22 protein-coding genes, 1 tRNA gene, 3 rRNA genes and 2 riboswitches (1 of these 28 only partly in view) are annotated in these 25,956 nt (G+C 45.9%); of the genes, 24 read left to right on the forward strand and 2 right to left on the reverse strand.

Features of this window, described 5'->3' with window-relative positions:
* The first annotated feature begins 29 nt into the window (after nucleotides 1-29).
* The 4 genes from SRRS_RS05635 (at nucleotide 30) to SRRS_RS05650 (ending at nucleotide 4,625) form a co-directional block, all read left to right on the forward strand.
* A complete protein-coding gene (locus SRRS_RS05635; protein ID WP_371367001.1) occupies nucleotides 30-206 on the forward strand; it encodes a hypothetical protein in 177 nt (58 codons plus the stop codon).
* Between the two features lie 72 nt (nucleotides 207-278).
* Nucleotides 279-463: riboswitch (cobalamin riboswitch) on the forward strand.
* A gap of 167 nt (nucleotides 464-630) precedes the next feature.
* Nucleotides 631-2,541, forward strand: coding sequence for a TonB-dependent receptor plug domain-containing protein (locus SRRS_RS05640; RefSeq protein ID WP_371367002.1), 1,911 nt, complete (start codon nucleotides 631-633; stop codon nucleotides 2,539-2,541).
* A gap of 37 nt (nucleotides 2,542-2,578) precedes the next feature.
* Nucleotides 2,579-3,436, forward strand: a complete 858-nt coding sequence (locus SRRS_RS05645) for a sirohydrochlorin cobaltochelatase (RefSeq protein WP_371367004.1) — start codon at nucleotides 2,579-2,581, stop codon at nucleotides 3,434-3,436.
* 16 nt (nucleotides 3,437-3,452) lie between these two features.
* Nucleotides 3,453-4,625: an adenosylcobinamide amidohydrolase gene (locus SRRS_RS05650; RefSeq protein WP_371367006.1), complete on the forward strand. Its 1,173-nt coding sequence runs from the start codon at nucleotides 3,453-3,455 to the stop codon at nucleotides 4,623-4,625.
* A 198-nt stretch (nucleotides 4,626-4,823) separates the two neighbouring features.
* Nucleotides 4,824-5,006: riboswitch (cobalamin riboswitch) on the forward strand.
* A gap of 109 nt (nucleotides 5,007-5,115) precedes the next feature.
* Here the strand turns inward: SRRS_RS05650 and SRRS_RS05655 are convergent.
* Entirely contained in the window at nucleotides 5,116-5,274 is a 159-nt protein-coding gene (locus tag SRRS_RS05655; protein WP_371367008.1) for a hypothetical protein, read from the reverse strand.
* 95 nt (nucleotides 5,275-5,369) lie between these two features.
* On the opposite strand from SRRS_RS05655, the gene SRRS_RS05660 reads away from it, so the two are divergent.
* The 7 genes from SRRS_RS05660 to cobO all read left to right on the forward strand — a co-directional run bounded on the left by SRRS_RS05660 (nucleotide 5,370) and on the right by cobO (nucleotide 12,576).
* Nucleotides 5,370-5,990, forward strand: coding sequence for a tetratricopeptide repeat protein (locus SRRS_RS05660; RefSeq protein WP_371367010.1), 621 nt, complete (start codon nucleotides 5,370-5,372; stop codon nucleotides 5,988-5,990).
* 57 nt (nucleotides 5,991-6,047) lie between these two features.
* Nucleotides 6,048-6,863, forward strand: a complete 816-nt coding sequence (locus tag SRRS_RS05665) for an AAA family ATPase (protein ID WP_371367012.1) — start codon at nucleotides 6,048-6,050, stop codon at nucleotides 6,861-6,863.
* Complete coding sequence (locus SRRS_RS05670) at nucleotides 6,850-8,148, forward strand: nitrogenase component 1 (protein ID WP_371367014.1); 1,299 nt, start codon at nucleotides 6,850-6,852, stop codon at nucleotides 8,146-8,148. The genes SRRS_RS05665 and SRRS_RS05670 overlap by 14 nt, the downstream gene beginning before the upstream one ends.
* Entirely contained in the window at nucleotides 8,141-9,457 is a 1,317-nt protein-coding gene (locus tag SRRS_RS05675) for a nitrogenase component 1 (protein ID WP_371367016.1), read from the forward strand. Before SRRS_RS05670 ends, SRRS_RS05675 begins: the two co-directional genes overlap by 8 nt.
* Before the next feature lie 27 nt (nucleotides 9,458-9,484).
* Complete coding sequence (locus SRRS_RS05680; RefSeq protein ID WP_371367018.1) at nucleotides 9,485-10,528, forward strand: FecCD family ABC transporter permease; 1,044 nt, start codon at nucleotides 9,485-9,487, stop codon at nucleotides 10,526-10,528.
* Nucleotides 10,525-11,778, forward strand: a complete 1,254-nt coding sequence (locus SRRS_RS05685) for an ABC transporter ATP-binding protein (RefSeq protein ID WP_371367020.1) — start codon at nucleotides 10,525-10,527, stop codon at nucleotides 11,776-11,778. The genes SRRS_RS05680 and SRRS_RS05685 overlap by 4 nt, the downstream gene beginning before the upstream one ends.
* Before the next feature lie 231 nt (nucleotides 11,779-12,009).
* A complete protein-coding gene (gene cobO / locus SRRS_RS05690) occupies nucleotides 12,010-12,576 on the forward strand; it encodes a cob(I)yrinic acid a,c-diamide adenosyltransferase (RefSeq protein WP_371369731.1) in 567 nt (188 codons plus the stop codon).
* 17 nt (nucleotides 12,577-12,593) lie between these two features.
* Here the strand turns inward: cobO and SRRS_RS05695 are convergent, their stop codons facing one another.
* A complete protein-coding gene (locus tag SRRS_RS05695) occupies nucleotides 12,594-14,312 on the reverse strand; it encodes an ABC transporter ATP-binding protein/permease (RefSeq protein ID WP_371369733.1) in 1,719 nt (572 codons plus the stop codon).
* A gap of 117 nt (nucleotides 14,313-14,429) precedes the next feature.
* Between SRRS_RS05695 and SRRS_RS05700 the strand changes: the two genes are divergently transcribed.
* From SRRS_RS05700 to SRRS_RS05760, 13 genes are all read left to right on the forward strand, one after another.
* Nucleotides 14,430-15,404 (forward strand): sugar phosphate isomerase/epimerase family protein, encoded by a 975-nt coding sequence (locus SRRS_RS05700; protein ID WP_371367022.1) that lies wholly within the window; start codon nucleotides 14,430-14,432, stop codon nucleotides 15,402-15,404.
* A gap of 228 nt (nucleotides 15,405-15,632) precedes the next feature.
* The gene (locus SRRS_RS05705; protein WP_371367024.1) at nucleotides 15,633-16,037 is read left to right on the forward strand and encodes an ATP-binding protein; all 405 of its coding nucleotides are present in this window, start codon (nucleotides 15,633-15,635) and stop codon (nucleotides 16,035-16,037) included.
* A gap of 17 nt (nucleotides 16,038-16,054) precedes the next feature.
* Entirely contained in the window at nucleotides 16,055-16,357 is a 303-nt protein-coding gene (locus tag SRRS_RS05710; protein ID WP_371367026.1) for an STAS domain-containing protein, read from the forward strand.
* A gap of 25 nt (nucleotides 16,358-16,382) precedes the next feature.
* Entirely contained in the window at nucleotides 16,383-16,652 is a 270-nt protein-coding gene (locus SRRS_RS05715; RefSeq protein ID WP_371367028.1) for a hypothetical protein, read from the forward strand.
* Complete coding sequence (locus tag SRRS_RS05720) at nucleotides 16,624-18,354, forward strand: methyl-accepting chemotaxis protein (RefSeq protein WP_371367030.1); 1,731 nt, start codon at nucleotides 16,624-16,626, stop codon at nucleotides 18,352-18,354. Before SRRS_RS05715 ends, SRRS_RS05720 begins: the two co-directional genes overlap by 29 nt.
* A 334-nt stretch (nucleotides 18,355-18,688) precedes the next feature.
* On the forward strand, nucleotides 18,689-19,138 hold the full coding sequence (locus SRRS_RS05725) for an ATP-binding protein (RefSeq protein WP_371367031.1): 450 nt from the start codon (nucleotides 18,689-18,691) through the stop codon (nucleotides 19,136-19,138).
* Entirely contained in the window at nucleotides 19,113-19,415 is a 303-nt protein-coding gene (locus SRRS_RS05730; RefSeq protein WP_371367033.1) for an STAS domain-containing protein, read from the forward strand. The genes SRRS_RS05725 and SRRS_RS05730 overlap by 26 nt, the downstream gene beginning before the upstream one ends.
* A 23-nt stretch (nucleotides 19,416-19,438) precedes the next feature.
* A complete protein-coding gene (locus SRRS_RS05735) occupies nucleotides 19,439-20,500 on the forward strand; it encodes a SpoIIE family protein phosphatase (protein ID WP_371367035.1) in 1,062 nt (353 codons plus the stop codon).
* A 41-nt stretch (nucleotides 20,501-20,541) separates the two neighbouring features.
* Nucleotides 20,542-22,272: a methyl-accepting chemotaxis protein gene (locus tag SRRS_RS05740; protein ID WP_371367037.1), complete on the forward strand. Its 1,731-nt coding sequence runs from the start codon at nucleotides 20,542-20,544 to the stop codon at nucleotides 22,270-22,272.
* Nucleotides 22,273-22,750: 478 nt separating this feature from the next.
* Nucleotides 22,751-24,305: ribosomal RNA gene (locus SRRS_RS05745) — 16S ribosomal RNA — on the forward strand.
* Nucleotides 24,306-24,468: 163 nt separating this feature from the next.
* A tRNA-Ala gene (locus SRRS_RS05750) sits at nucleotides 24,469-24,544 on the forward strand.
* A gap of 4 nt (nucleotides 24,545-24,548) precedes the next feature.
* Nucleotides 24,549-24,665 (forward strand): 5S ribosomal RNA (rrf, locus tag SRRS_RS05755).
* 293 nt (nucleotides 24,666-24,958) lie between these two features.
* A 23S ribosomal RNA gene (locus SRRS_RS05760) occupies nucleotides 24,959-25,956 on the forward strand (it continues 1,922 nt past the right edge of the window).
* The 16S, 23S and 5S rRNA genes sit together here with 1 tRNA gene alongside, the layout of an rRNA operon.

Below are 25,956 nucleotides of genomic sequence, written 5' to 3' on the forward strand. Positions count from 1 at the left end.
GAGTGTTATACTAGTCTTGAGGTGATAAAATGCCAAGACAAGCTAGAGAGAAAAGTGGAAGTGGAATATATCATCTAATGGTAAGGGGAATAAATAAGCAGAATATATTTGAAGACGAAGAAGATAGAAAAAGATTTTTGGAAACGCTCGAATATTACCACAGGAAGAGCGGCTATTTGTTAATTGGTAAGCAGGCAGGAAAGTGAGGGCACCAAATAATATTGACAAAACCTGCCAAGAAGCTATATATTAATGATAATATAACTTCTTGTAAAAACTTCATACTGCTTGAGCCAGGTGCCCTACGGGGCTTAATAGGGAAGTCCGGTTGAAATCCGGCGCGGTCCCGCCACTGTAATGGGGAGTTAACCCAAGGTATGCCACTGAGACTACTGTGTCTTGGGAAGGTTTGGGTGAGCTACGATCCAGAGCCAGGAGAACTGCCTGTCTGTCAATCACCGTTTTTACTTACGAGCGATGAGGAGGGGATTTTGCAAGAGCTGGCTTTTTCTGCTAATAGTTGGAGAAGACAAACTAACTCGTGTAATTTATAACCCTCCCGGTATACCGGGAGGGTTAATTTTTTGTGAAGGAAACATGCAAGTACCAACAGCGGGAGGATTTTAATAAATGAAAAAAGCAAGCAGGAAAAATCGGACTTTAGTATGTGCACTGTTCAGCAGTTCGTTGCTGCTGACGATGGCGGGGATGGCTCAGGCGGAGGAATTTACGCTCGATCAAGTGGTAGTTACGGCGACAAAAACGCCGGTGAAAAAATCGGAAGTCAATGCTAACATCACGGTAATCACCAAGGAGAAAATTGAGCAGCAGCATTACACGGATCTGTCGCAGGCGCTGCGGGATGTACCGGGAGTTACGGTGTACAATTTTGGTTCTCCGGGGTATGATCAAACTAACGGGCTGCGCATCAACGGCTCAGACAAAATTGTAGTGCTGATTGATGGTATCCGGGCCAATCAGGCGGATCTTAAATTTCCCGCATCTATGTATAACAATCTGGATAATGTTGAACGCATTGAGGTGCTTAAAGGCTCGGCGTCCGCTTTGTACGGCGCGGATGCCCAGGGCGGGGTCATTAATATCATTACCCGCAAAGTGGACAAGGACAGGACCGCGGTCTCAGTCAGCGGCGGCAGTTTTGGCAAAGAACGCTATTCCATCACGCAGGAGGGTGTCGAAGGCGATATGAGCTATCGCCTGTATGCCGCCAAGGATTTATTGGGAACAATGGAGGATGGCAACGGCAGGAAGATGCCGCAATCGCTGGACAACAAAACCATCGGCTTTCAAATTACGCAGAAGTTAAAGGCTAATTCGGATATAACCTTTAGCTATGACCGGGAAATGTCTGATTATATGTATTTGTCCCAATATAATTATGACTGGAGTGGCTGGCCACCGGCCAGAACCCCTGATTATCTGGCGTTTGGTTCGTTAGAAACCAATAAGACGAAATTGATCTACAATACTCAAATCAACGATAAAACCCGGAATCAGTTTTCGGTGATGCATAGCGTGTATGACTCGGTAGATGGTTCTTACGGTCCTAAAAAAGTAAAAACGTTGGTTATTCAGGACCAATTTACCAAACAACTGAACGAACAGCATACGCTGACTGCGGGGATCGATTATTCGAAGGATAAACTGGTCAAGGGATACAACAGCAGTTGGAATACGCAAACTCCCGACGGAATGAGTATCACCAACAAGGCAGTATATATCCAGGACGAGTGGAAAATGGACCGGCAGTGGAACTTGACCACCGGCATCCGCTATGATGACAACTCAGGATACAAAAGTGAAATTACACCACATGTTACATTAGGGTTCAAGCAAAATGACAAGACCAATTATTATGTTTCATACGGGGAGTTTTTCAATACCCCTACCACCTATCAATTGTGGGATGGTAAACACGGAAACTCTTCTTTGAAACCTGAATCCGGGGATAACGCGGAATTCGGGGTCACGCACCAAATCAGTGACACCGCGACGGTATCGGCCCATATTTTCAAACGTACCGTCGATCAGAAAATTAGCTATAATAACATAACAAAACATTACTATAATCTGGACGCCAATGAAGAATCAACAGGCTGGGATGTTCAGTTTAATAAAAAATTCTCCGATAAGTTCCGTGGTTCGTTAGGGTACACGCATACCCATGTTGACGCCGTGGGTTCTACATCCGAAAATGTGAACGGCTATATTCCCAAACAAGCCTGGAATGTGGGGGTTGATTATACCCAGGGACGGCTTGATATAGGACTTATGGGAAGAGGAATTATTGACAAGGTTGGCAATACCGGATATTCAGCGGTATTTCCTTCGTCCACCTACTGGGTATGGGATATAGGTATCAATTACCAGGTTGACAAAAATGCCAAGGCATTTCTGAAAGTCAATAATATATTTGACAAGTTTTATGCGGAACAATCCAATGTTGCCTGGGGCGCAGCCGGTGAATGGTGGGCAATGCCGGGCCGCAATGTGGTTGCCGGTATAAATTACAGTTTCTAACCTTATAGGATTTGTTGTTTATAAAGGAGGAAATACATTGATACAAGAGCGAGATCAGGCAACAAAGAAAGCCATCTTAGTCGTTAGCTTTGGTACTACCTATCCGGAAACCTTAAAGCTGAATATTGAAAGTAACGAGAATCTAATCCGTAAAGCGTTTCCTGAGTATGAGGTGCGCCGGGCATTTACTTCCCGCATGGTTATCAAACGCTTAGCGGAACGTGACGGCCTTCAGATTGAAAATGAACGCCAAGCCTTAGAACGTCTGCGGGCGGAAGGCTATCAGGAAGTATTCGTTCAACCGTTGCACATCGTGGCCGGAGCCGAGTATGACAAGATCAAGGGAATTGTCAACCATTATGCCCATGCCCAGGACAAGCCGTTTGCCAAAATCCGCTTAGGTCGTCCGCTACTCTATGCAATGGGGCAGGACAACCATCCTGATGACTATGAAATTGCCATAAAAGCCTTGGTAACCCAGTTGCCGGAAACTGATCCGGCAAGTGCCGTTATACTCATGGGGCACGGCGGCATGCATCCGTCCAATGCTGCCTACGGCGTACTCCAACTTAAGCTGGAAGATGCCGGACTGGATAATGTCTTTATTTACACCGTAGAAGGCTATCCGTCTTTACACCGGATAATTGATAAACTACAGCAAAAACAAGTGAAAAGAGTTACCTTGATGCCGTTTATGCTGGTAGCCGGTGATCATGCTGTCAACGACATGGCGGGCGAGGAGGAAGACTCCGCTAAGTCGCAGCTATTAGCGGCCGGCTTTGAGGTTGATGTATATCTTCGCGGCCTGGGTGAAAACAAGGCAATCCAGGATATCTACGTAGCTCATCTTCGGTCGGCGATTACTCACCCGCCGCATGGACATGCTGGCCACTGATAGGGAGAGGAGAACTATGAAAAAATCATATTTGCGACTAGGACTGTTACTAGCCGCTATTTTCTATTACAGCTTAGCTCAGTGTATGGCTAACGAGCGAGTGGATCTATACACATTATCAACCGGTGATACTGTTTACCGGCAAGATACCAGTGTAGTGGTCGCCTTTAAAAAACCTAGGGCTGTGCTAAGTACATCTGTGTTTAATGGCGGCTACCGGGACGATCTGCAAGCAGTATTTAACCATGATATGAAGAAGGCTACCGGCGTAACGGCCGAAAACTACCCGGATTACCTCGGAAATGTTGCGAAAAATTTGGGACTTAATCCTAAACGGGTAACCGGTATGGGTACGGCGGCATCTATGGACAATGTTGCTATCAAGTCGGAAAGCTACCAGACGCTCACAGTGACAGCCATTGTTACTGGCGGCGTGGAAGGCAACGGCGGCCGGGCCGGTGATCCGACGGAATATTTTCTGCCCGGAAAAAAGAGAACCTTATATAAGCCGGGGACCATTAACATCATGTTGATGCTTGATGCCGATATTCCCCCGGCGATAATGGCCCGGGCGCTGGTGACCTGCACGGAAGCCAAAACCGCCGCCTTGCAGGAACTGATGGCCGGCAGCCGGTTTTCAAGTGGGCTGGCAACCGGTTCAGGAACAGATCAGACGATGATCATTACTAATCCGGGTTCATCGCTGTACTTGGAAGACGCAGGCAAACATTCGAAATTAGGAGAGCTGATCGGCCGCACTGTCAAACAAGCGGTCAAGGAGGCTCTGCTGCGCCAGACCGGTTTATCTCCGCAAAAGCAGCACAGTGTGCTGCGGCGCATGAATCGTTACGGTGTTACCGAGGAAACGCTGTACCAGCAATATTTGCAGGAATATGGCATGATTGACAAACAGCGGTTTTCAAAATCCCTGCGGCAGCTCGACAAGGAGCCGGCATTGGTAACCGGTTCGTCCCTGTATGTTCACTTACTGGATCAATTTCAATGGGAATTGCTTACAGGCGACGAATTGACCCAGGCCGGCAATGAACTGCTTGTGTTGACGGCAGGTAAATATCATGTTTCCCCACCGGCAATAGCTTCCGCCGAAGTGATGCCTGCTGTTCAGACCTGGTCTTCCCTGGTAGTGAAGATTCTAGCGGACAGGATACATACGGAATCGCAAGGATAGCAATAGCAGGCAATCAGCAAGCCATGCTTCAAAACTAATTTAAACAGATTTTCTCAATAACCGCCGGACAATCAACAGGCGGTTATTGGCATATCTTGATATTCTGCAAGGAGAGCGCGTTATAGGACAAGCTGCTTGGAGTGAACATATTGACAAAAAAGGTAAATAATGATAGCTTTAAAGATAGATAAGTCATAACTTCATAGAAGTAGGACAGGTGCCCGTATGGGCTTAATAGGGAAGACCGGTGTAACACCGGCGCGGTCCCGCCACTGTAATGGGGAGTGAACCAAGAATATGCCACTGAGACGAGCGTCTTGGGAAGGTTTGGGGAAGCTATGATCCAGAGCCAGGAGAACTGCCTGTTTAAAAATCGCCGTTTTACCCACGAGTGATGGGGAGGAGATTACAGCTGCATCGCTTATTGTGAGTTTTTCAGATAAGTTGTGCTATTTTGCTGAATTTACTCCTGGTCATTGACCAGGAGTTTTTATTTGGTTACACTGAAGAAAAACTCCCGATTGCCATTGCGGCCGGGAGCTTTTTTATCCTGTAGGAAAGTATAACTTTCCGCCTGGATAAGGGCAACATCGGTTTCCACTTTCGCCAAAGGCTCGGCGCAAGCCGTGTTTTCTTTATTAGTTCTCATTTTTTAAACCTCCTTCTGATTGCGACTCTCATAAACCCCCGCCGGAAGCAAGGCCAATTTTATCTAATGACTAAGTTAGTGAAGAGGTGTTTGTGTTGAAAAAAACAATTATATTGGTTCTTTTTGCTTTTATTATGACAAGTATGTCCATAGGGCTAGCCGCAGACAAGAAGACAGATGTTGAGGCAAACCGTAAAGTAATAGCCGCCTGCACCAAAGCGATTACGGCAAATCCTAATAATGCCGGAGCTTATGTAGACAGAGGAAAAGCTTATCAAAACATCAATCAGCTTGAATTAGCGCTGGCCGATTATACATGGGCGATCAAACTTGAACCCAAGAATGCAGGAGCCTATTCAGCTCGGGCGCAGATTTATTATGATACCAAGCGGTATGGTGAAGCGCTGACTGATTATAGCAGTACTATCGAACTGGTTCCCCAGGATATGGAAGCGCATTTTCGGCGGGGTGTATGTTATTACTATACAGACCAGTATGAGCTTGGTATCGGCGATTTAGAGCAGGTTACGGTATTGCAGCCGCAGCATGCGGGCGCCTATTTGGTCAAGGGGGTATGTTACCAGAAGCTGGACCGCAAAGAAGAAGCGATTAAAGCCTATCAAGGGTTACTGGCTAATGTACCGGCGAACAAACAAACTCAAGAAGCCATTGATGCGGCAAAAAAGATGCTTAAAGCGCTGGGCGTGGAGTCCTGACGGCAGTGGCCGGTTATGCGGCATTTTTTGATAATGTAAGGGAGAGGGATTAATTTAATGCAAAAAAAAATTGCCTTTTACGGTAAAGGTGGTATAGGAAAATCTACAACTGCCGCCAATGTGTCGGCGGCTTTAACGGAATTTGGGCATCAGGTTTGCCAAATTGGCTGTGATCCCAAAAATGATTCAACCCGCCTGCTGCTAGGCAGAGTTTGTTCCCAGACTGTCCTGGACATGGTTAAGCAATATGGAGATGCGCTACAGGCCGAACAAATTGTGCATACTGGCTTTGGCGGTGTGCACTGTGTTGAGGCCGGCGGCCCTGAGCCCGGGGTGGGCTGTGCCGGACGCGGCATTATCGTGGCGCTGGAGAAGTTGACAGCTCTGCAGGCTTTGCCTGAAGAGGCTGTTATTCTTTATGACGTACTGGGAGATGTGGTATGCGGCGGGTTTGCCGTGCCTATCCGGGAAGGCTATGCGACGGATATCTATATTGTCTCATCCGGAGAACTTATGTCTCTGTATGCCGCCAATAATATTGCCAAGGGGATAGCAAGGTATGCTGCCAGGGGACCGGTACGGCTTGGCGGTATTATTGGCAACAGCCGGGGCATTGCCAATGAACACGACTTACTTCAGGCCTTTGCCAAAAGGTTAAATACCAGCCTGGTAGCATACATACCGCGGGACCGTATTGTTAATAAGGCCGAGATACATCGTAAAACAGTAATAGAATTTGCGGCAGATTCCGGGCAGGCGGCTATTTATCGTAAGTTGGCCAATTTTATTTGTGAAAATGCGGCGCTTACGGTGCCGACCCCCATGACATTTGCCGAATTAGAGGAAATGGTGCTTACTTATGGTGATGAATAAACGGGCGACAAAAGTCCGCCAACGAAGTTACAGCTGTACTATGCCGGGAGTTTGGCGCGCGGTTTCGCACAATGAGGGGGCTGTGGTTATTTATCATAGTCCGGAAGCATGCGGACATATTAGCAGGGAAATGGATCTGGGGATGCATTTTCGCTCGCTGGCCTTACATCAATTTAATCCGGAACAGTATTCTGCACCGCTGGTCATCAGCGGTTTGCAGGAAGAGCATTCTATTTTCGGCGGAGCCGGACTGCTTAGAGACTGTATTGACAAAGTTGTCCAAAAATACCAGCCCGAGTATATCATGATTGCCAATTCCTGTGTCGCCGGCGTGATTGGTGACGATACGGCGGCTGTGGCCAGCGAAGCGGAAGAGGCTTTGGGGATACCCATTATGGCAGTGCCTTGTTACGGTTATCTGGACGGCGATTATTACACTGGTTTTTACCAGGCGGGTAAGTTACTGGCAGAGCGGTTTATGGTTTCGCAGCCCAAGCTTATCAACACAGTAACTTTGTTAGGTGACCGTGGGGGGCCTAATGGGGTTGATGCCCAGGAAATTAAACGGTTGCTTGCCTATTTTGGTTTAAAGGTATATTGTCATTTCCCGGCTTTTGCGTCATTGGAGGATATTAGACGAGTACCCTTTACGGCTTTGTCTGTGCCGCTCAGTGGTACAAAGTTGTCCTATCCCTGGATTCGCAAGCTGGGACTGGAACTGGATGATACACTAGGGGTGCCCTTCTTTGATGGTGATTATCCGTCAGGCTGGCAGTCGACAACCCGCTGGCTGAAGGATCTTGGCCGGTTTATACAACAAGAGGATACAGCCGAATTGGCTATTAAAATGGAAAAACAGCGCTTAGACAGTCATGTTGCCGAATGCAGCACTGTTTTAAAAGATAAAAAAATTGTCCTGTGTGTTGGCCGGCCGCTGCTGTATTTTGATCCTGCCTGGGTGTTAGAGTTGCTTCAATTATATAGAATAAATGTCACAGGCATTGTTGTGTTGAATGAAATGTTCACGACGGAGCAAGAGCAAACTGTACGGCAGGAATTAGATAAACAAAAAGAGATTGCTGTTTTTTCTGAAGCAGAGGGTCAGGCAGTGTTAGAGGCAGCAGACATTGTAATTACCACCCATGAATTAGCTGATATCCGGAAAAAGCAGCTTTATCTTCCCCTGTTACCGCTGGCTGGAGTTGGCGGCATTATAACGCTGATGACCAAGCTGGTACATTTAGTTAAACGGCATAACCGGCGGGGAGGGATTATGTATGTGTAACACTAAATGGAAAGATATGCGTACCCAGGTAGAGGCCTGTGCTCTTACCGGTGCGGCAGCTTTCTTCGCCGGTATTCCTGATGCGGTATTAGTGGCTAATGGGCCGCTGTGGTGTTATTTTTATGCGCTGCGCCAGCTGGAAAAACAGTGGCCGGCAATCAGTTCGCAATATTATTGTACGCAGGTTGATAATCATGCCGTTGTTTATGGAACCGAAGAATTTTTACTGGAAACGTTACATACAATACGTCGGCAGACCCGTCCGTCTGTTGTTCTGATTGAGAATAGCTGTTCAGTCAGTTTGATTGGCGATGATATTGCGGGGATGGCTAAACAGGCTGATTTGAACTGCCCGGTGGTTTTTGTGGATGGCGGTGGCCTTAGCGGCAGTTTTGGCGCCGGCTACCGCGCTGCTGCCAAAGGCTATTTGAAGCAGGTGCCGTTCAATAGGAAAAGTGCCGTTCAGCCGGGTGCTGTCAATCTGCTGGGCTGCACAATCGGTTATTACAATGGCGCGAATGATGTAGTGGAATTAAAACGTATGCTGCATATGGCAGGTTATCAAGTGCTGGCTTGTCCGGGAGCGGGCAGCCGTATCGACGAAATAGCCAATATGACCAATGCCGCGCTTAATATTGTTGTACATGATGAATTGGGACAAGAAATGGCTAAAATACTCTATGAACAGCATGGTATGCCGTATGTATCGCTGCCGCCGCCTTATGGTGTGCAGGGTTCACTTGCCTGGCTGGAAACTATACATCAGCATATGCCCGTGGCCGGCAGCCAAATGACTGTTGTCCGCAAGGAGGTTAACGCCCTGGAACAGAAACTGCAGTCGTTAACACTGGATATGCAGCGTACTTGGGGTGATCTGTGGTTTGAAAAAACTCTTATTGCCGCGCCTGCCTCTGTTGCATTATCGATGGCTGAGGCTGTCCGTACTGAGTGGCTGGATACAGGTTTGCTGACGGTAGTAGCTTATGACCGGCTGCCGTCTTATCCTGCAGCAAGCAGTATTGATACGTTGTTGGCGGCGGATGGTGACAGCCAACTGTTGGAAAAAGAGTTGGCGGCTTTGGAGGGCGGATTATTATTGGGCAGCAGTAATGAGAAAGCCATACTTCACCAGTGCTCGGTGCCGGATGTAGTTTGTCAGAATATCGCGTTGCCGGTATATGATGAAGTCATTCTTAGTGATCTGCCGTTTATGGGTTTGCGCGGTTCCTGTCATATGGTAGAACGCCTCTGGAACCAATATGTTGCGCGGTGTCAGCGGCACAGGAATTTTACTTCCTGCAGATGTTAACAGAAGATGAAAAGGGCGGAAAAGGTTATGACAGGCAGGATCAAACATAAAGCTTGGTTTTTTTTCGGTATGAGTGCGTTATTATGTCTAGTTGTTCTGTTATCTCTTATTTGGGGGCAGATCAGTGTACCTGCCCCTACTGCGCTGGCTGTTATTGGCAAGCAATTGCACTTGCCCGGTATAGACGGGGCTGGTATTACTCCGGAGCAGACTTCAGTTATTTGGCATATCCGCATGCCCAGGACGCTGGTGGGTGTTTTGGTAGGAGCGGCGCTGGCCGTATCTGGAGCCGTTATGCAAGGGGTGTTTGGCAATCCGCTGGCAGAACCGGGAATTATCGGTGTGTCAAGCGGCGCGGCTTTTGGTGCGGTTATTGCCATCGCGTTAGGAGTAACAGCCAACGGAATTTTTTACATGCCTGTTTTTGCTTTGGCCGGTGCGTTATTGTCGGTTGGGTTGACAGTTGCCTTAGCGATGAGGGGTGGGAAAATTCCGGTGACGATCCTGCTGTTAGCCGGTATTGCCATTAGCATGCTGATGGGGGCGCTAACCTCAGGGATATTGACGTTTATGAATGAATACCGGTTGCGGGAATTTTTGTTTTGGATGGTAGGCGGGTTGGATTACCGCCGTTGGGAGCATGTTTATCTGGCTGTCGGCCCGGTGCTAACCGGTATTATTGTTTTAATTTTATTGGCCAGACATCTCAATATCCTCTCTCTTGGCGAGCAGGAAGCGCGTTCGGTAGGAGTTCCGGTCGCGGTTTTACGGCTGTTATTATTGTTTGTCTCCACCGTAACGACGGCGACTGCCGTATGTGTCAGCGGCACAATTGGCTTTGTAGGTCTCATTGTTCCCCATATTATGCGCCTCTTGCTGGGGCCTGAGCACCGTACTTTGTTACCGGCCTGCGCTTTGGCTGGCGGGTTATTTTTGGTAGCCTGTGATACATTGGGACGTCTTATAATTCCGCCGTCCGAAATTCGGGTTGGTATTATGACCGCTTTACTGGGTGCGCCTTACTTTTTGCATTTGCTCCATAAAACGCAGAAGGGAGGCGGCCTTTCGTGAATACAGCCAATCAGCCAGCTTTAACTGTCGCTAATGTGGGTGTTACTATTGGTGACAAAGTCATTTTGCGGGATGTTTCTTTTACCGCTAATCCAGGGGAGTTTATCGGCATTATCGGGCCCAATGGCGCGGGAAAAAGTACGCTCCTCCGGGGATTGCGCGGTATGGGAGCCATTACTTCCGGCGATATTAAGGTCTTTGGGCAATCTGTACGTGCCATTGGCGACAAAGAACTGGCGCGGATAATTGCTTATATGCAGCAGGAAGTTAATGTCGGTTTTGGCTTTACCGCGCTGGAAGTTGTGTTATCGGGGCGCTATCCTTATCTGAAATGGTGGCAGAACGAGCAGGATAAAGACTATGAGATTGCCAAACAATATATGGCTTTTACCGGCGTCGATGCTTTGGCTGAGAAATCAGTGCAGCAAGTGTCAGGCGGAGAGCGCCAGCGTATTTTGCTGGCAAAAGTATTAGCGCAGGAAACACCGCTTATCTTTCTGGATGAACCGACTGCCAGTTTAGATTTGGTGTATCAGGAAGAAATATTCCGGTATTGTCAGATCATGTGCCAAAAGGGAAAGACGGTGCTGATTATTGCACATGATATCAAATTGGCAGCCAAGTTTTGTTCACGGCTTATTCTGCTGGCTGGCGGGACGATACTTGCCGATGGCAGTCCGTCAGAGGTTATTACCGCACAGCACCTGCAAAAGGCTTATGGCTTGCATTCTGACGTTTTTATTAATAAGGTAACAGGAAATCTGGATATTCACACCTATGAGGCTGCCGGTACGGTTACCGGGAAGCTGCTTGTCCATGTTATTGGCGGCGGCGGTTCCGCCGGATATATTCTGCGGTTGCTGCATGAAAAGTCCTATAATTTGAGCGGCGGCGTATTTCAACAAGGCGATACCGACGCGGATGTCGCGTTGGCCTTCGGTGTACAGGCAATAGTTGGCCGGCCATTTTGTATTATTGATAAAACAAAAGGAAGCGAAAACAGGGAAAAAATTCTTGCTGCCGATGTTACGGTATTGAGCAATCTGTATTACGGACAGCAAAATTTAGATAATCTGGAAGCGGCCTTTGCTGCCAAAAAACTTATTGTTATTGAAGATACAGCGATTGAAGAACGTGATTTTACCGGCGGTAGAGCAACTGCATTATACCGTGGCTTACTAAAACAGCCGCAGGTAGTTGTGCTGAATTCGGTTCAATTTGCAGAACAGATAGCTAGAGAAGGATTTTAGGCGAAGTTTGTACAATATCAGCAGGAGGGTAAGCAATATGTGCCAAAACAACAAACGTCAATATGTTCCTAAAAATTGGCCGGTGGATGGCTTTAATCATTCCCAACAAACAGAGAAACCTAATAATCGATTTCGATCGGCTAAGGTTGTTTTTAAGGTAACAGCTTCATAGTTTCTGGAGGGTGTTTTAAAGCACGGCAGCTGGTGCATTTAGCAAAAAAAATGCTGGATATGAGTGGAACTGCTGCGGAAAGGATGGTTTATATGTCGGAAAGCAAGGGTCTTATTATTGTAAATACCGGAAATGGCAAAGGAAAAACGACCGCCGCTTTAGGTTTAGGTTTAAGAGCCTGGGGACAGGGACTCAGGGTGCTGGTTTTGCAATTCATTAAGGGAAATTGGAAGTATGGCGAATTACAGTCTGCCGCGAGAATGGGAGAGAATTTTGTAATACGCCAGCTGGGCGAAGGGTTTGTGAGAAATGTCAAAGAGGATGCCATAGCCGAGCACCAGGATGCGGCCGAGTCGGCACTTGCTGATGCGAAACAGGAAATGATGTCCGGTAATTGGGATATGATCATCCTTGATGAAATTAATTATGCGATAAAATTTGGTTTGCTTGCTACGGACAAAGTGGTCGAACTATTGGAAACTAAACCGCAGTCTTTGCATTTGGTACTTACCGGGCGTGAGGCGCGTCAGGAAATTATTGACAGAGCGGATTTGGTAACAGAAATGAAAGAAATAAAACATCCTCTTAAACAAGGAATAAAAGCCCAAAAAGGCATAGAGTTTTAAGAAATCTGTTGCTGCGGCTACTTTGCCCGCTGGAGTCGAGATGGTATAGCTCGTTGGTGTGTCGGCTCGATGCAGTGCCAGCCGCCGGAGCCATTTAACTCTAGTATTATGCGATGATGTGCTTTTAGCGTATCTCTATGACCAATACTGATTATGGATGAGGTTGGTAATTTTTCGTGAAGCACTTGGTATACTTCTGCTTCCATACTAGTGTCAATACAGGAGGTTGTTTCATCCAGAAACAGCCACTTTGGCTGATGGATGATGGCTCTGGCCAGTGAAAGCCGCTGAAGCTCACCGAGCGAGAGGATTTTTGACCAGTCGGCTTCCCTGTCTAATTGTTGAAGTAGTATATTTAATTTACATATAGTTAGCGCCTCTTTTAGCGTTGTGTCAGTTATTTTGCCATGCTTGTGCGGGTAAAGAACAGCATTTCGCAAGGAGTCTATTGGCAGGTAGGGCTTTTGCGGAAGAAATAGCACGTCATCGTCGGACGGAAGGGACAGTCGCCCGTCAAAGTAGGGCCAAATTCCGGCAAGTGTTTGTAATAAAGTACTTTTTCCGCAGCCGGAAGGACCGGTAATGAGTAAACGATCACCGGCTGCGATTTCTATGGTTAACTTATCTATCAGAGCATGACCGGACGGTGAATAAACCGAGAGGTCTTTCGTCATTAGCACATTGGGTTTACCTAAGGACGGAGCTGTAGTTTTAAGCTTTTGCTGCTGTGATTTCAGCAGTTGTGTGTAAAATTGCTGCAACCTGTCTGTTACAGCCTGCCACTGGGCAATTTTTCCAAAGCTCTCAATAATATAGGACAGCGCAGAATTAACGTACCAATAAGCGCCGGATATTTCAAATAATTGGCCAAGTTGTAATTCGTCATTGAAAAATCTGGGTGACGCAATCAAAAAAGCAAAGACAGTAGACAACTGCGCATAGGCTGCGGATACCCAGGTTATATCTCTTGTTGTTTTACTCATGGCAAGGTAGGTAGCAACAATGTTTGAAAACCGCTTAAGCAGACTGCTTTTTTCCAAAAGTTCTCCTTTGTATAGCGCAATACATTCGGCATATTCTCTTAGTCTGGCTAAACTATACCGAAAATTGGCTTCATTACTTTGCTGAATATTGTTTTGCAGCATAAGCGGACGGCCTATTTTTATTGTTGTCAAAGTTCCCATAGTGGAATAAATAAGGGCAGACCACACTAAATATCCTGGGATTATAATCGTAGTGCCTATGAGAGAGACGGTTAGCTCTCCCGACAAGCGCCAGAGAACAACTGAAAACACAACAAGGGTTGCTAAATGACGTAAAAGGCCAACCGCCAATTCAAGAGAATGCGTAACGAATAGTTGAATGTCTTCTTCAATCCGTTGGTCGGGATTATCTACAACGTTGGTAATAAAATTCATGTGATAATAATTCTGATTATGGAGCCACAAGGAGATATATCTATCGGTTAACCACTGACGCCAACGGATCTGCAGCAACATCTTAAAATGAGTCTGCCAGCCGGTGGAAGCGACAAGTACGGAACAAATCATAACAAATTGCAGTAAAGAATGATAAAAACCGGAACGGCTGTGTTGCTGTAAATGGTTATAGAAATCTACTTGCCAGTTGTTGAGCTGCATGTTTAATACTACAAGCACTACGGTGCAAGCAATTAGAAAGAACGATAATAGCCACGCTATTGGCGCCGCACCTGATAACCAGTAGGAAAGGGCCATTCGTATCAATAGGAACTTCTCCTTTTCGCTACAAGATAGGAGTATGTAAAGGGCAGGTATGGCATGTATATGCTGATAGCATTAAAGATATACAAGTAACTAAGTGAGGTGCTAAGTATGTTACAACTCGTAAATTTGTCTAACTATAGTACCGACAATGAACTAATAGCCTACAGTCCGCAGCGTCTGCAGGCTTTTTTACTGCAGCATAATCTGGATGGTTTGGAAATGATGTTTTGTTCACCTTGGGATAGTAAGCTGCACAGACCGGAATGGCTGCATGGCTGCCATTTGCGCTTTTGGCCATGGTGGCTGGATTTTTGGCGTGGCGATCAACCGGCGTTAATAAAACAGTTTGGCAGCAAGGAAGAAATTGCTGGTTGCTATGGAGGCTTAACCCGGGAAGCTTGGTTGGCGATATATCGCGACAATATTAAGACAGCCAAAGCCGCGGGGGTAAAATATCTTGTATTCCATGTCAGCCATGCCCGACCGGCAGAGTTGTTCAACTGGCAGTTCAGTGCCACCAGCCAAGAGGTAATTGAAGCTGTGATTGAAGTAGTTAACGCGTTAGCTCCGGACATTCCGGAGGACATGGCGTTGCTATTTGAAAATCTATGGTGGCCGGGGTTAACACTAACCGACAAAGACCTTACTGCTATGCTTCTGGCTAATGTTACTCATCAGAATGTGGGGATTATGCTTGATACCGGGCATTTGATGAACACCAATCCGGATTTAACTACAGAATGCGAGGCCGCCGACTATATTATAAAAACCGTGGAGAATTTGGGCAGTTTCCGGCAATATGTCCGGGGAATTCATTTACATAAATCCCTGTCAGGAAAATATCTGCGTTCCAGCCAAGCTTCTACTCAGTGCAACACAGAATACAGCATGCAAGAGCTTATGGAGCATGTGCTGAAAATTGACGAGCATAAGCCGTTTACTACGTCTGCCGTAAGAACAATCGTGGATTACGTTCAGCCGGATTTTCTTGTACATGAGTTTATCTATGAGTCGATGTCTGACTGGGAGCAAAAACTGCGGAGGCAGCAGCAGGCACTGCTTCTCACCAGAATAGCCATATAAACCTAGGAATAAAAATGAGTAACAGGAATGTGATAATTCACAAATAGCAAATCTTTGGATTGACAGTTTTTTACTGGCAAAGTTATACTTATATTGTCAAAGTGTGAATACATTTGACGAAAAAATAAGAAGTCAAATGTAGAATTATGGCATAGCTGCCCGAGACTTCTTTCTTTGCATGTTCACTTTTTGTTTATTTTAACAAATTGAATGCGGTGAGGTGAGAATTTGTATTGCTTTTCCACAATGGAACAGTTTGCTAAATTGCGTGAATCAATGCGGCGGGAACTGAAGCAGTTGTTAGATACGGAAGCCGAACCAATGTTTGTAGCAATCAATGAAGCCGTTAATAATGCCATTTTTCACGGAAATGGGAGTGATAGCAGCAAAAAGGTGTGTTTGGCAATAACAAGTTTACCTGGAAAAATCAAAGTTACTATTAGAGATGACGGTCAGGGTTTTAAACTGGTTCCCCGAAGTAGTACAGTGGACAATCTAAGGGAACATGGGCGTGGCCTGGAAATTATAGGATTCTGCGTCGACGATTATTATTTCAATGAGCAGCCAAGTGAAATCGTTTTAATTAAAAAGACTGCTATTTTACCAGCGGATGCCGAAAAAAATAATTTTTAAAAAGGGGTGCTTAATAGATGCAAATCAAATCCAATCTTGTCGACAATCGGGTATTCGTCGATTTAGCCGGTGGTATGTATGTCGAAGGGGCAGAACTTCTGCGGGAAAAACTGATAAAGTACATGGAAGAAGGCCAAAAACATTTTGTAATTAAGATGGCGAATGTTGATTATATCGATAGCTCAGGTCTTGGCGTGCTTGTTTCGATACATAAGCGAACACGGCAAACTAATGGCAGTTTGGTTATTAGTGGAGCAACTGGTTTTGTTAAAGAACTATTCACACTAACCCGCCTGGATAAAGTATTTACTATGGAATAACAGTACTTTACCGCAGGCAGTGGTCATGTACGGCTATAGTGCAGGAGAAGTGCTTTTAAACCAAGACAGTATAGGGATAAAAACTGTAAAGGCACCAGGCCTGTTTTTAGGTATTATTGAAAACGAAACCTATGAGCGAGGCGTGCTACCTTTCCAATCCGGTAACGATGCTTCCTGTGTTGGCATACTTGTTCGCAAGAACTACGTCATCACCAAGATGCAAGCTCTCACAGGACAATTAAATAAAAGTTTGGGAGTGGGTATGCTTGAACAAAAGAATGAATTTAAGGATTAAATTCGCTGTCAGCTTTGGTGTGATTATATTGCTGATGATTATCATGACCGTTAATTCTTTTATCAATTTGCAAAACGCAAAGGGCGAGTTAGAAAAAATCGAAAAAGCTACTGCCAGGATGGCAATGGCCGATCAGTTTGCTATGGAGTATAAGAACACAATCTTAGCGATTCGCGGGTATGCTGCTTATGGTGATTCCGCTTATTTAGGACAGATTGAAAGCGGTTTTGATAATCTATTGAAAATGGAAAACAATATGCTGGCCGTTGCGCGGGGCGAAAAAAAGCAGTCGCTTCAGGAAATGACTAATAACACTTCAAAGTATAAAGAGACTGTCTTGAAGGAATACCTCCCGCAGGCTAAAAATTATTGGGCAGCTACAAAAAGCGGTAATTCTGTGTTAGCTAAAGAGTCTGAAAAAAACATGAATAATCTGGTTAAACAGGTTGCACCGCTGGCGCAAGCTATTTCGGAAAAAGCGGATGGTCTTGCCAAAGATAATAAGACTCTGGCTGAAACTTTAATAAATGAAAGTAAAGATCGGGCCGATCAGGTAAACAAGGTTTCCATAATAGTTAGTTTAGTTATATTAGTCCTGGGAGTAGCCACGGCAACTATCCTAACCAATATGATTAGAAAACCTATAGTAGCTCTTACCGAGGCTGCTAAGCAATATGCTGATGGTGATTTACGGAATATAGTTGAAATCAAATCCGCAGATGAAATCGGGGATTTGGGCGAATCGCTGAAGATAATGCGCAATAACTTTGTGAGGATGATTACCGATATCCGGTCAGCCTCTGGGCAGTTAGCCGACGCTTCCGAGCAAATGGCGGCATCGACTGAAGAAGTTACCTCCGCCAGTGAAGGGATTTCTGAAAATATGCAGCACTTAGCCGGCGAAGCAGATAACGGCAATAAATCCATGCTGGAGGCGTCACAGTCCCTGGTGGAATTATCAAGCCTTATTCAAATTGCTAAGAGCAAAGCCGATCATACCTGCAATAATTCACAGGAGACCTTGGCAGCTGCCGAAAGCGGTCGTTCTAAGGTTACCGAATCAGTGGCGAAGATGGGAAATATTACAGAACAAACTCAGCGTTCCAGTCAGATTATCGGTGAATTGAGTGATTATTCGCAGCAAATATCGCTCATTATCGACACCATTACCAGCATTGCGAAACAAACCAATCTGTTGGCTCTCAATGCGGCCATTGAAGCGGCAAGGGCTGGTGAACACGGACGAGGCTTTGCGGTAGTAGCGGAAGAGGTACGTAAATTGGCAGAGCAGTCAGACCATGGAGCACAAGAAATAACCACTCTGGTGCAGAAGGTTACCGAGAAGACGCAACTGGCCGTAGCCGCTATGGCGCAAAATGTATCTGAGGTAGATGCCGGGGTAGCCACCGTCAATGAAGCAGGTCTCGCGCTTGATAAAATACTGCAGGCCGTAACTATGACGACAGATGAGACCCGGGAAATCGGGAAACTAACCTCTGAACAGGTTGCCAACTCAGACCAAATCGTCCACTTAATTGACAGTCTTTCTACCGTTATCGAAACAGTGGCGGCGCATAGCGAAGAAGTCACTGCATCGGCAGAAGAACAGTCATCGGTCATGCAGACAGTAGCAGCCGGTGCGGAAGAAACCAGTGCTATGGCTAATCAATTAAAGGAATCGGTTGATAAGTTTTTAGTGTAAAAGAAAATTATTGAATTACTCCTGGCCAATGGCCAGGAGTTTCTATTGGGCAAAAACAGCTAACCGTCAGCATCAGACCGCTGTTTTGAGGAGGATTATGCTAGGAGAGAACAGCACGAAGGTGAGAGCCCGTATTGTAGAATTTTATAAAAAACGGAATTTCGGTTGACGCTTTTTGCTGGCAAAGTTATACTATTAGTATTGAGGTTTGAGATTGGACTATGTTCAGAGTAAGCATCATTTTCGTAAATAGTGGCATGAAGCTGCAAAAGAATTTCTTTTGCGTCTTCATGCTATTATTATTTCGTTTAACTGCGTAAGTGGGGGTGAAAGTATGTATTGTTTTTCCACGCTGGAACAGTTCTCTAAGTTACGTGAGTCAGTGCGGCAGGCGTTAAAGCTGCTATTGGCATCAGAAGCTGAATCAATGTTTGTGGCCATTAATGAGGCGGTTAATAATGCAATTTTCCATGGAAATAGCGGGGATAGTACCAAAAAAGTATATCTTACAATAACGAGCTCGCAGGGAGAGATTAAAGCTATAATCCGCGATGAAGGCCGGGGTTTGGATTCTGCCCAAAATAGCAGTACTTGCGAAACTCTGCAGGAAAGTGGCCGTGGTCTGGAGATTATTGGTTTTTGCGTCGACTGCTACTATTTCAATGTGCAGCCAAGCGAAATAATATTGATTAAAAAAGTAACGACTTTACCACTAGGAGTCGAAGAAAATTTATGTTTAAAAAAGGAGCGCGTAGCAGATGCATATCAATACCAATGTTGTTAATAATCGAGTTATTGTTGAACTAGCCGGCAGCATGTATGTAGAAGGGGCGGAACTTTTACGGGAAAAACTGATAAAGTGTATGGAAGAAGGCCAACAGCATTTTCTAATAAAGATGGCTAATGTCGATTATATTGACAGCTCTGGTCTTGGTGTGCTTGTTTCGATACATAAGCGAACACGGCAAGCTAATGGCAGTTTGGTTATTAGCGGAATAACCGGTTTTGTAAAAGAACTATTTGAACTGACTCGCTTGGACAAGGTATTTACTATGGAATAATCGTCAAAGAGGAAGGTGTAGTTATGGGGGCTGCGGAGAAAGTTCTTTTTCGTCAGGGAATGTGTGATTACTGTCAACGATTTGAGATGCTGGATATGATCAATGATGCCATTCTTTTGCTCGATGCCGATAGCGATGAGGTTCTGTTTATGAACCAAAAAGCATTAGCTATGTATGGCTATGACGAGGATGAAGTATCTGGACTGACTGTCTTAACATTAGGGCATGACGCTCTGGAAACCAGGCGTGGTAATAGAGAGTTAATAATGAAACGCGGCAGCAAAGGCCATATCTTTACAGAAAACCATATCAAGAAGAACGGCGATATCTTTAAGGTTGAAATCAGCGCCCGTTATCTGTTAATGCACGGTAGACCGATTATTGTTGCTTTAACAAGGGATTTGACTGTTGACGGCAAGATACGGCGTGAATTTGAAATGGCCGGCAAGATTCAGCGGCGGTTATTGCCAAGAAATATAGAAACCGCACTGTTTCGTATGCGTACAGTTTATCAGCCGCTAAACGTTATTAGCGGTGATTTTTATGACGTAAAATTTGACGAAGACAGTCAAATACTGTTTGGGATTATTATCGATGTAATGGGGCACGGTGTTGCCGCAACCGGACAAAGCGGAGTTTTACGTTACCTCTTTCGACAAGTTGTCGAAAAGACTATTGCAATAAATGACAAGCTAACCTGGCTTAATAACGAAGTAATCCCGTTTTTCAGCGATGGCGATTTTGCAGCGGCGCTAATGTTCGAGTTTGATTTTAAGTGCAAAACATTAACATATTCTTCGGCCGGGATTAATCACTTTTTGCACCTAGACACTGCCGGAGCCAAAGTAGTAAAGGTACCAGGCTTGTTTTTAGGTATAAATGAAGATGAGACCTATGAGCAATGCGTGCTGCCTTTCCAATCCGGGGATAGTTTTTTCTTTTTGACAGATGGTTTGTTTGAATTGATAACACAGCCTATTGAAGATACACATACTTTTTGGAGTTTGTATGACCTCTGTAAAAAATCGCCGCTTAGCAAAGCGGCCGGGGACGATGCTACTGGTGTTGGTATACTCGTTCGCTAGCGTGAGGATAACCAAATGACCAGGTTTGGGAGAGGATTTTCTTGAAAAATAGAATAAGATTAGGGTTCAAATTTGCTGTTAGCTTTGGCGTAATTCTACTGCTGATGATTGTTATGACGGTTAGTTCTTTTGTAAATTTAAAAAATGCTAAAGCCGAGTTAGAAAAAATTGAAGAGGCTAATGTAAGGATGGCGTTAGCTGATCAAATTGCTATGGAATATAAAAATACAATACTGGCCATTAGGGGGTATACTGCCTATGGTGATGCAGTTTATCTCGGCCAAATTGAAAATGGTTTTGACACACTATTAAAACTGGAGAATAATCTGCTAACCGTTGCACGGGGTGATAAAAAACAATCAGTGCAAGAGATGATTAACGATACTTCAAAATATAGAGACACTATTTTGAAGGAGTACATTCCACGGGCTAAAGGATATTATGCTGCGTTAGATACAGGTAACCTTGTTCTAGCAAAAGAATATGATACTAAACTAAAAGAAACTGCCCGGCAAGTTGCACCGCTTGCACAGGCAATTTCCGAAAAAGCAGACGGTATTGCGAAAGATAATAATAGTTTAGCGGATGCTTTAATTGCCGAAAGCAAAGGCCGGGCCGATTCGGTAATTAAGGGTTCTATAATAGTAAGCTTAGTAATATTAGTTCTAGGAATAGCAACGGCAACTATCTTGACCAATATGATTAGAAAACCCATAGTTGCCCTCACCGAAGTTGCTAAGCAATATGCCGAAGGCGACTTGCGTAATATTGTTGAAATCAAATCCGCAGATGAAATCGGGGATTTGGGCCAATCGCTTAAAATTATGCACAACAACTTTGTAAGAATGATTGCCAATATCCGGTCAGCTTCTGAGCAGTTAGCCGATGCTTCCGAACAAATGGCGGCATCGACTGAAGAAGTTACCTCCGCCAGTGAAGGGATTTCTGAAAATATGCAGCACTTAGCCGGCGAAGCAGATAACGGCAATAAATCCATGCTGGAAGCGTCACAGGCTCTGGTAGAATTGTCAAGCCTTATTCAAATTGCCAAGAACAAAGCCGATCATACCTGTGATAATTCACAGGAGACCTTGGCAGCTGCCGAAAGCGGTCGTTCTAAGGTTACCGAATCAGTGGCGAAGATGGGCAATATTACAGAACAAACTCAGCGTTCCAGTCAGATTATCGGTGAATTGAGTGATTACTCGCAGCAAATATCGCTCATTATCGACACCATTACCAACATTGCGAAACAAACCAATCTGTTGGCTCTCAATGCGGCCATTGAAGCGGCAAGGGCTGGTGAACACGGGCGAGGATTTGCGGTAGTAGCGGAAGAGGTTCGCAAATTGGCAGAGCAGTCAGACCACGGAGCACAAGAAATAACCACTTTGGTGCAGAAGGTTACCGAGAAGACGCAACTGGCTGTAGCTGCTATGGCGCAAAATGTATCTGAGGTAGATGCCGGGGTAGCCACCGTCAATGAAGCAGGTCTTGCGCTTGATAAAATACTGCAGGCCGTAACTATGACGACAGATGAGACCCGGGAAATCGGAAAACTAACCTCTGAACAGGTTGCCAACTCAGACCAAATCGTCCACTTAATTGACAGTCTTTCTACCGTTATCGAAACAGTGGCGGCGCATAGCGAAGAAGTCACTGCATCGGCAGAAGAACAGTCATCGGTCATGCAGACAGTAGCAGCCGGTGCGGAAGAAACCAGTGCGATGGCCAATCAATTAAAGGAATCAGTTGATAAGTTTTTAGTGTAAAACTAAGCATGGAGCATAGGCATCTATAAGGTGAATATGTTCCATGCTTCTGTTTTTATAGGTGACTTAGCTTCAATTTAAGAATAAGATAGATATCTGGGGCAAAATATAGCTTGACAGTATTTCGTCTTTAGGATAATATATAAAAGTCGCTTGTGGGCAAACAACAGTAAAAAAGTTAGCATGACATAAACGACAAAAATTACCAATAAAAGATATATTGACACAATGAAAAACAATGTGTTAATATATATAAGTCGTCAGTAAACGACACAGTGTTCCCTGAAAACTGAACAATGTAAGTAATGCATCATAGCGTACTATCGTATGAGCTTCATAATATACATGGCTGTATAGCCGTCGTGTTATGGCGCCTCAATACAATGTACGGAAAGCCAGATGTGCGGTGCTCATTGAGCACACAAAAACAATTTCTTTTTTTGAATTTTATGAGCCATCAAGGCTCCATAAATATACTTTTATGGAGAGTTTGATCCTGGCTCAGGACGAACGCTGGCGGCGTGCCTAACACATGCAAGTCGAACGGAGTATTCATTTATGGATACTTAGTGGCGAACGGGTGAGTAACGCGTAGATAACCTGCCTCTAAAATGGGGACAACACCGCGAAAGTGGTGCTAATACCGAATGTGGTATCTTTATCGCATGATAAAGATAAGAAAGATGGCCTCTACTTGTAAGCTATCGTTTAGAGATGGGTCTGCGTCTGATTAGCTAGTTGGTGAGGTAACGGCTCACCAAGGCGACGATCAGTAGCCGGTCTGAGAGGATGAACGGCCACACTGGGACTGAGACACGGCCCAGACTCCTACGGGAGGCAGCAGTGGGGAATCTTCCGCAATGGACGAAAGTCTGACGGAGCAACGCCGCGTGAGTGAAGAAGGTTTTCGGATCGTAAAACTCTGTCGTTTGGGACGAACGTGCTTTGGGTAAATAATCTAAAGTAATGACGGTACCAAAGGAGGAAGCCACGGCTAACTACGTGCCAGCAGCCGCGGTAATACGTAGGTGGCAAGCGTTGTCCGGAATTATTGGGCGTAAAGGGCGTGTAGGTGGATTCTTAAGTCGTGTGTCTAAGTGCGGGGCTCAACCCCGTATGGGCGCAGGAAACTGGGGATCTTGAGTGCAGGAGAGGAAAGTGGAATTCCCAGTGTAGCGGTGAAATGCGTAGATATTGGGAGGAACACCAGTGGCGAAGGCGACTTTCTGGACTGTGTCTGACACTGAGGCGCGAAAGCTAGGGGAGCGAACGGGATTAGATACCCCGGTAGTCCTAGCCGTAAACGATGGGTACTAGGTGTAGGAGGTATCGACCCCTCCTGTGCCGGAGTTAACGCAATAAGTACCCCGCCTGGGGAGTACGGCCGCAAGGTTGAAACTCAAAGGAATTGACGGGGGCCCGCACAAGCGGTGGAGTATGTGGTTTAATTCGACGCAACGCGAAGAACCTTACCAGGGCTTGACATTGAGTGAAAAACTTAGAGATAAGTTCCTCCCTTCGGGGACACGAAAACAGGTGGTGCATGGCTGTCGTCAGCTCGTGTCGTGAGATGTTGGGTTAAGTCCCGCAACGAGCGCAACCCTTATCCTTTGTTGCCAGCACGTAATGGTGGGAACTCAAAGGAGACTGCCGCAGACAATGCGGAGGAAGGCGGGGATGACGTCAAGTCATCATGCCCCTTATGTCCTGGGCTACACACGTACTACAATGGGCTTAAACAAAGCGAAGCAAGCCTGCGAAGGTAAGCCAAACGCATAAACAAGCTCTCAGTTCGGATCGGAGGCTGCAACTCGCCTCCGTGAAGTCGGAATCGCTAGTAATCGCAGGTCAGCATACTGCGGTGAATACGTTCCCGGGCCTTGTACACACCGCCCGTCACACCACGAAAGTTGGAAACACCCGAAGCCGGTGGGGTAACCGCAAGGAGCCAGCCGTCTAAGGTGGGGCCGATGATTGGGGTGAAGTCGTAACAAGGTAGCCGTATCGGAAGGTGCGGCTGGATCACCTCCTTTCTAGGGAGAACTGTTCAAGCTAACGCTTGAACTACTTCCAGGTCGGTACATCAGGCAGATGCACAAACCTTACATTGTTTAGTTTTGAGGGAATGCAAAGTTACCATAAATTACTTGTTGAAATACATAAGTAAATGTGATAACATAATAATTCCTGAAACGTGGGGGTATAGCTCAGCTGGGAGAGCGCTTGAATGGCATTCAAGAGGTCAGCGGTTCGATCCCGCTTATCTCCACCATATATCCAGTGACGATAGCTGTGGGGTTCCACCTGTTCCCATACCGAACACAGTAGTTAAGCCCATAAACGCCGAAGGTACTTGGTTGGAAACGGCCTGGGAGATTAGGAAGTTGCTGGTTTTGATGAACACATACGTGTTCATCAATTTATAATGTTCTTTGAAAACTGCACAGAAGAAAGCAAAAGTAAAGTAATACCTCTCATATGCAAATATGTAGAAGTAACTTAACGAAGCGCAATTAGGATTTTTAGAGGCAAAACGTAAGCTATGAACATGGCGACGCGAAACTGGCTAGTGTGTATCAGATGCTAGGCGGAACGGAAGACGTTGTAGCGCCGCGTACTCGCGTACGCAAGCAAAACGTCTGAGTACCAACGACGCAGATGATGCGCAATAGACAGTTGCAGCATAGGTCAAGTTAGTAAGGGCATACGGCGGATGCCTAGGCGCCAAGAGCCGAAGAAGGACGCGGTAAGCTGCGAAAAGTCATGGGAAGCCGCAAGCAGGCATTGATCCATGAATGTCCGAATGGGGGAACCCGGCGGTGGTAATGCACCGTCACCCATGCAATTACGCATGAGGAGGGCACCCGGGGAACTGAAACATCTAAGTACCCGGAGGAAAAGTAATCAAACGAGATTCCCTAAGTAGCGGCGAGCGAACGGGGAAGAGCCCAAACCAGAGAGCTTTGCTCTTTGGGGTTGAGGACTGACAGAAGTTAGGTCAGGTCTAGTCGAACTACCTGGAAAGGTAGGCCGCAGAAGGTAAAAGCCCTGTAAGCGAAAGACAGAGCCTAATGGTCAGAATCCAGAGTACCACGGGACACGAGGAACCCTGTGGGAAGCAGGGGGGACCACCCTCCAAGGCAAAATACTCCTTGGCGACCGATAGCGCATAGTACCGTGAGGGAAAGGTGAAAAGCACCCCGGGAGGGGAGTGAAAGAGAACCTGAAACCGTATGTCTACAAGCAGTCGAAGACCCTTATGTGGTCGACGGCGTGCCTATTGAAGAATGAACCGGCGAGTTACAGTAACTAGCGAGGTTAAGTGGAAAACACGGAGCCGAAGCGAAAGCGAGTCTAAATAGGGCGAGAGTTAGTTATTGTAGACCCGAAACCGCAGTGATCTATCCATGTCCAGGTTGAAGCGCAGGTAAAAATGCGTGGAGGACCGAACCCGTGAGCGTTGAAAAGCTTTGGGATGAGATGTGGATAGGGGTGAAATGCCAATCGAACGCGGAGATAGCTGGTTCTCCCCGAAATAGCTTTAGGGCTAGCCTCAGGTAATGAGTATAGACGGTAGAGCTCTGATAGGGCTAGGGGCCATATTGGTTACTGAACCTTGTCAAACTGCGAATGGCTATACTTTAGCCTGGGAGTCAGACTGCGAGTGATAAGATCCGTAGTCAA

Origin of the sequence: Sporomusa rhizae (genome assembly GCF_041428845.1) — a bacterium.
Taxonomy (GTDB): domain Bacteria; phylum Bacillota; class Negativicutes; order Sporomusales; family Sporomusaceae; genus Sporomusa; species Sporomusa rhizae.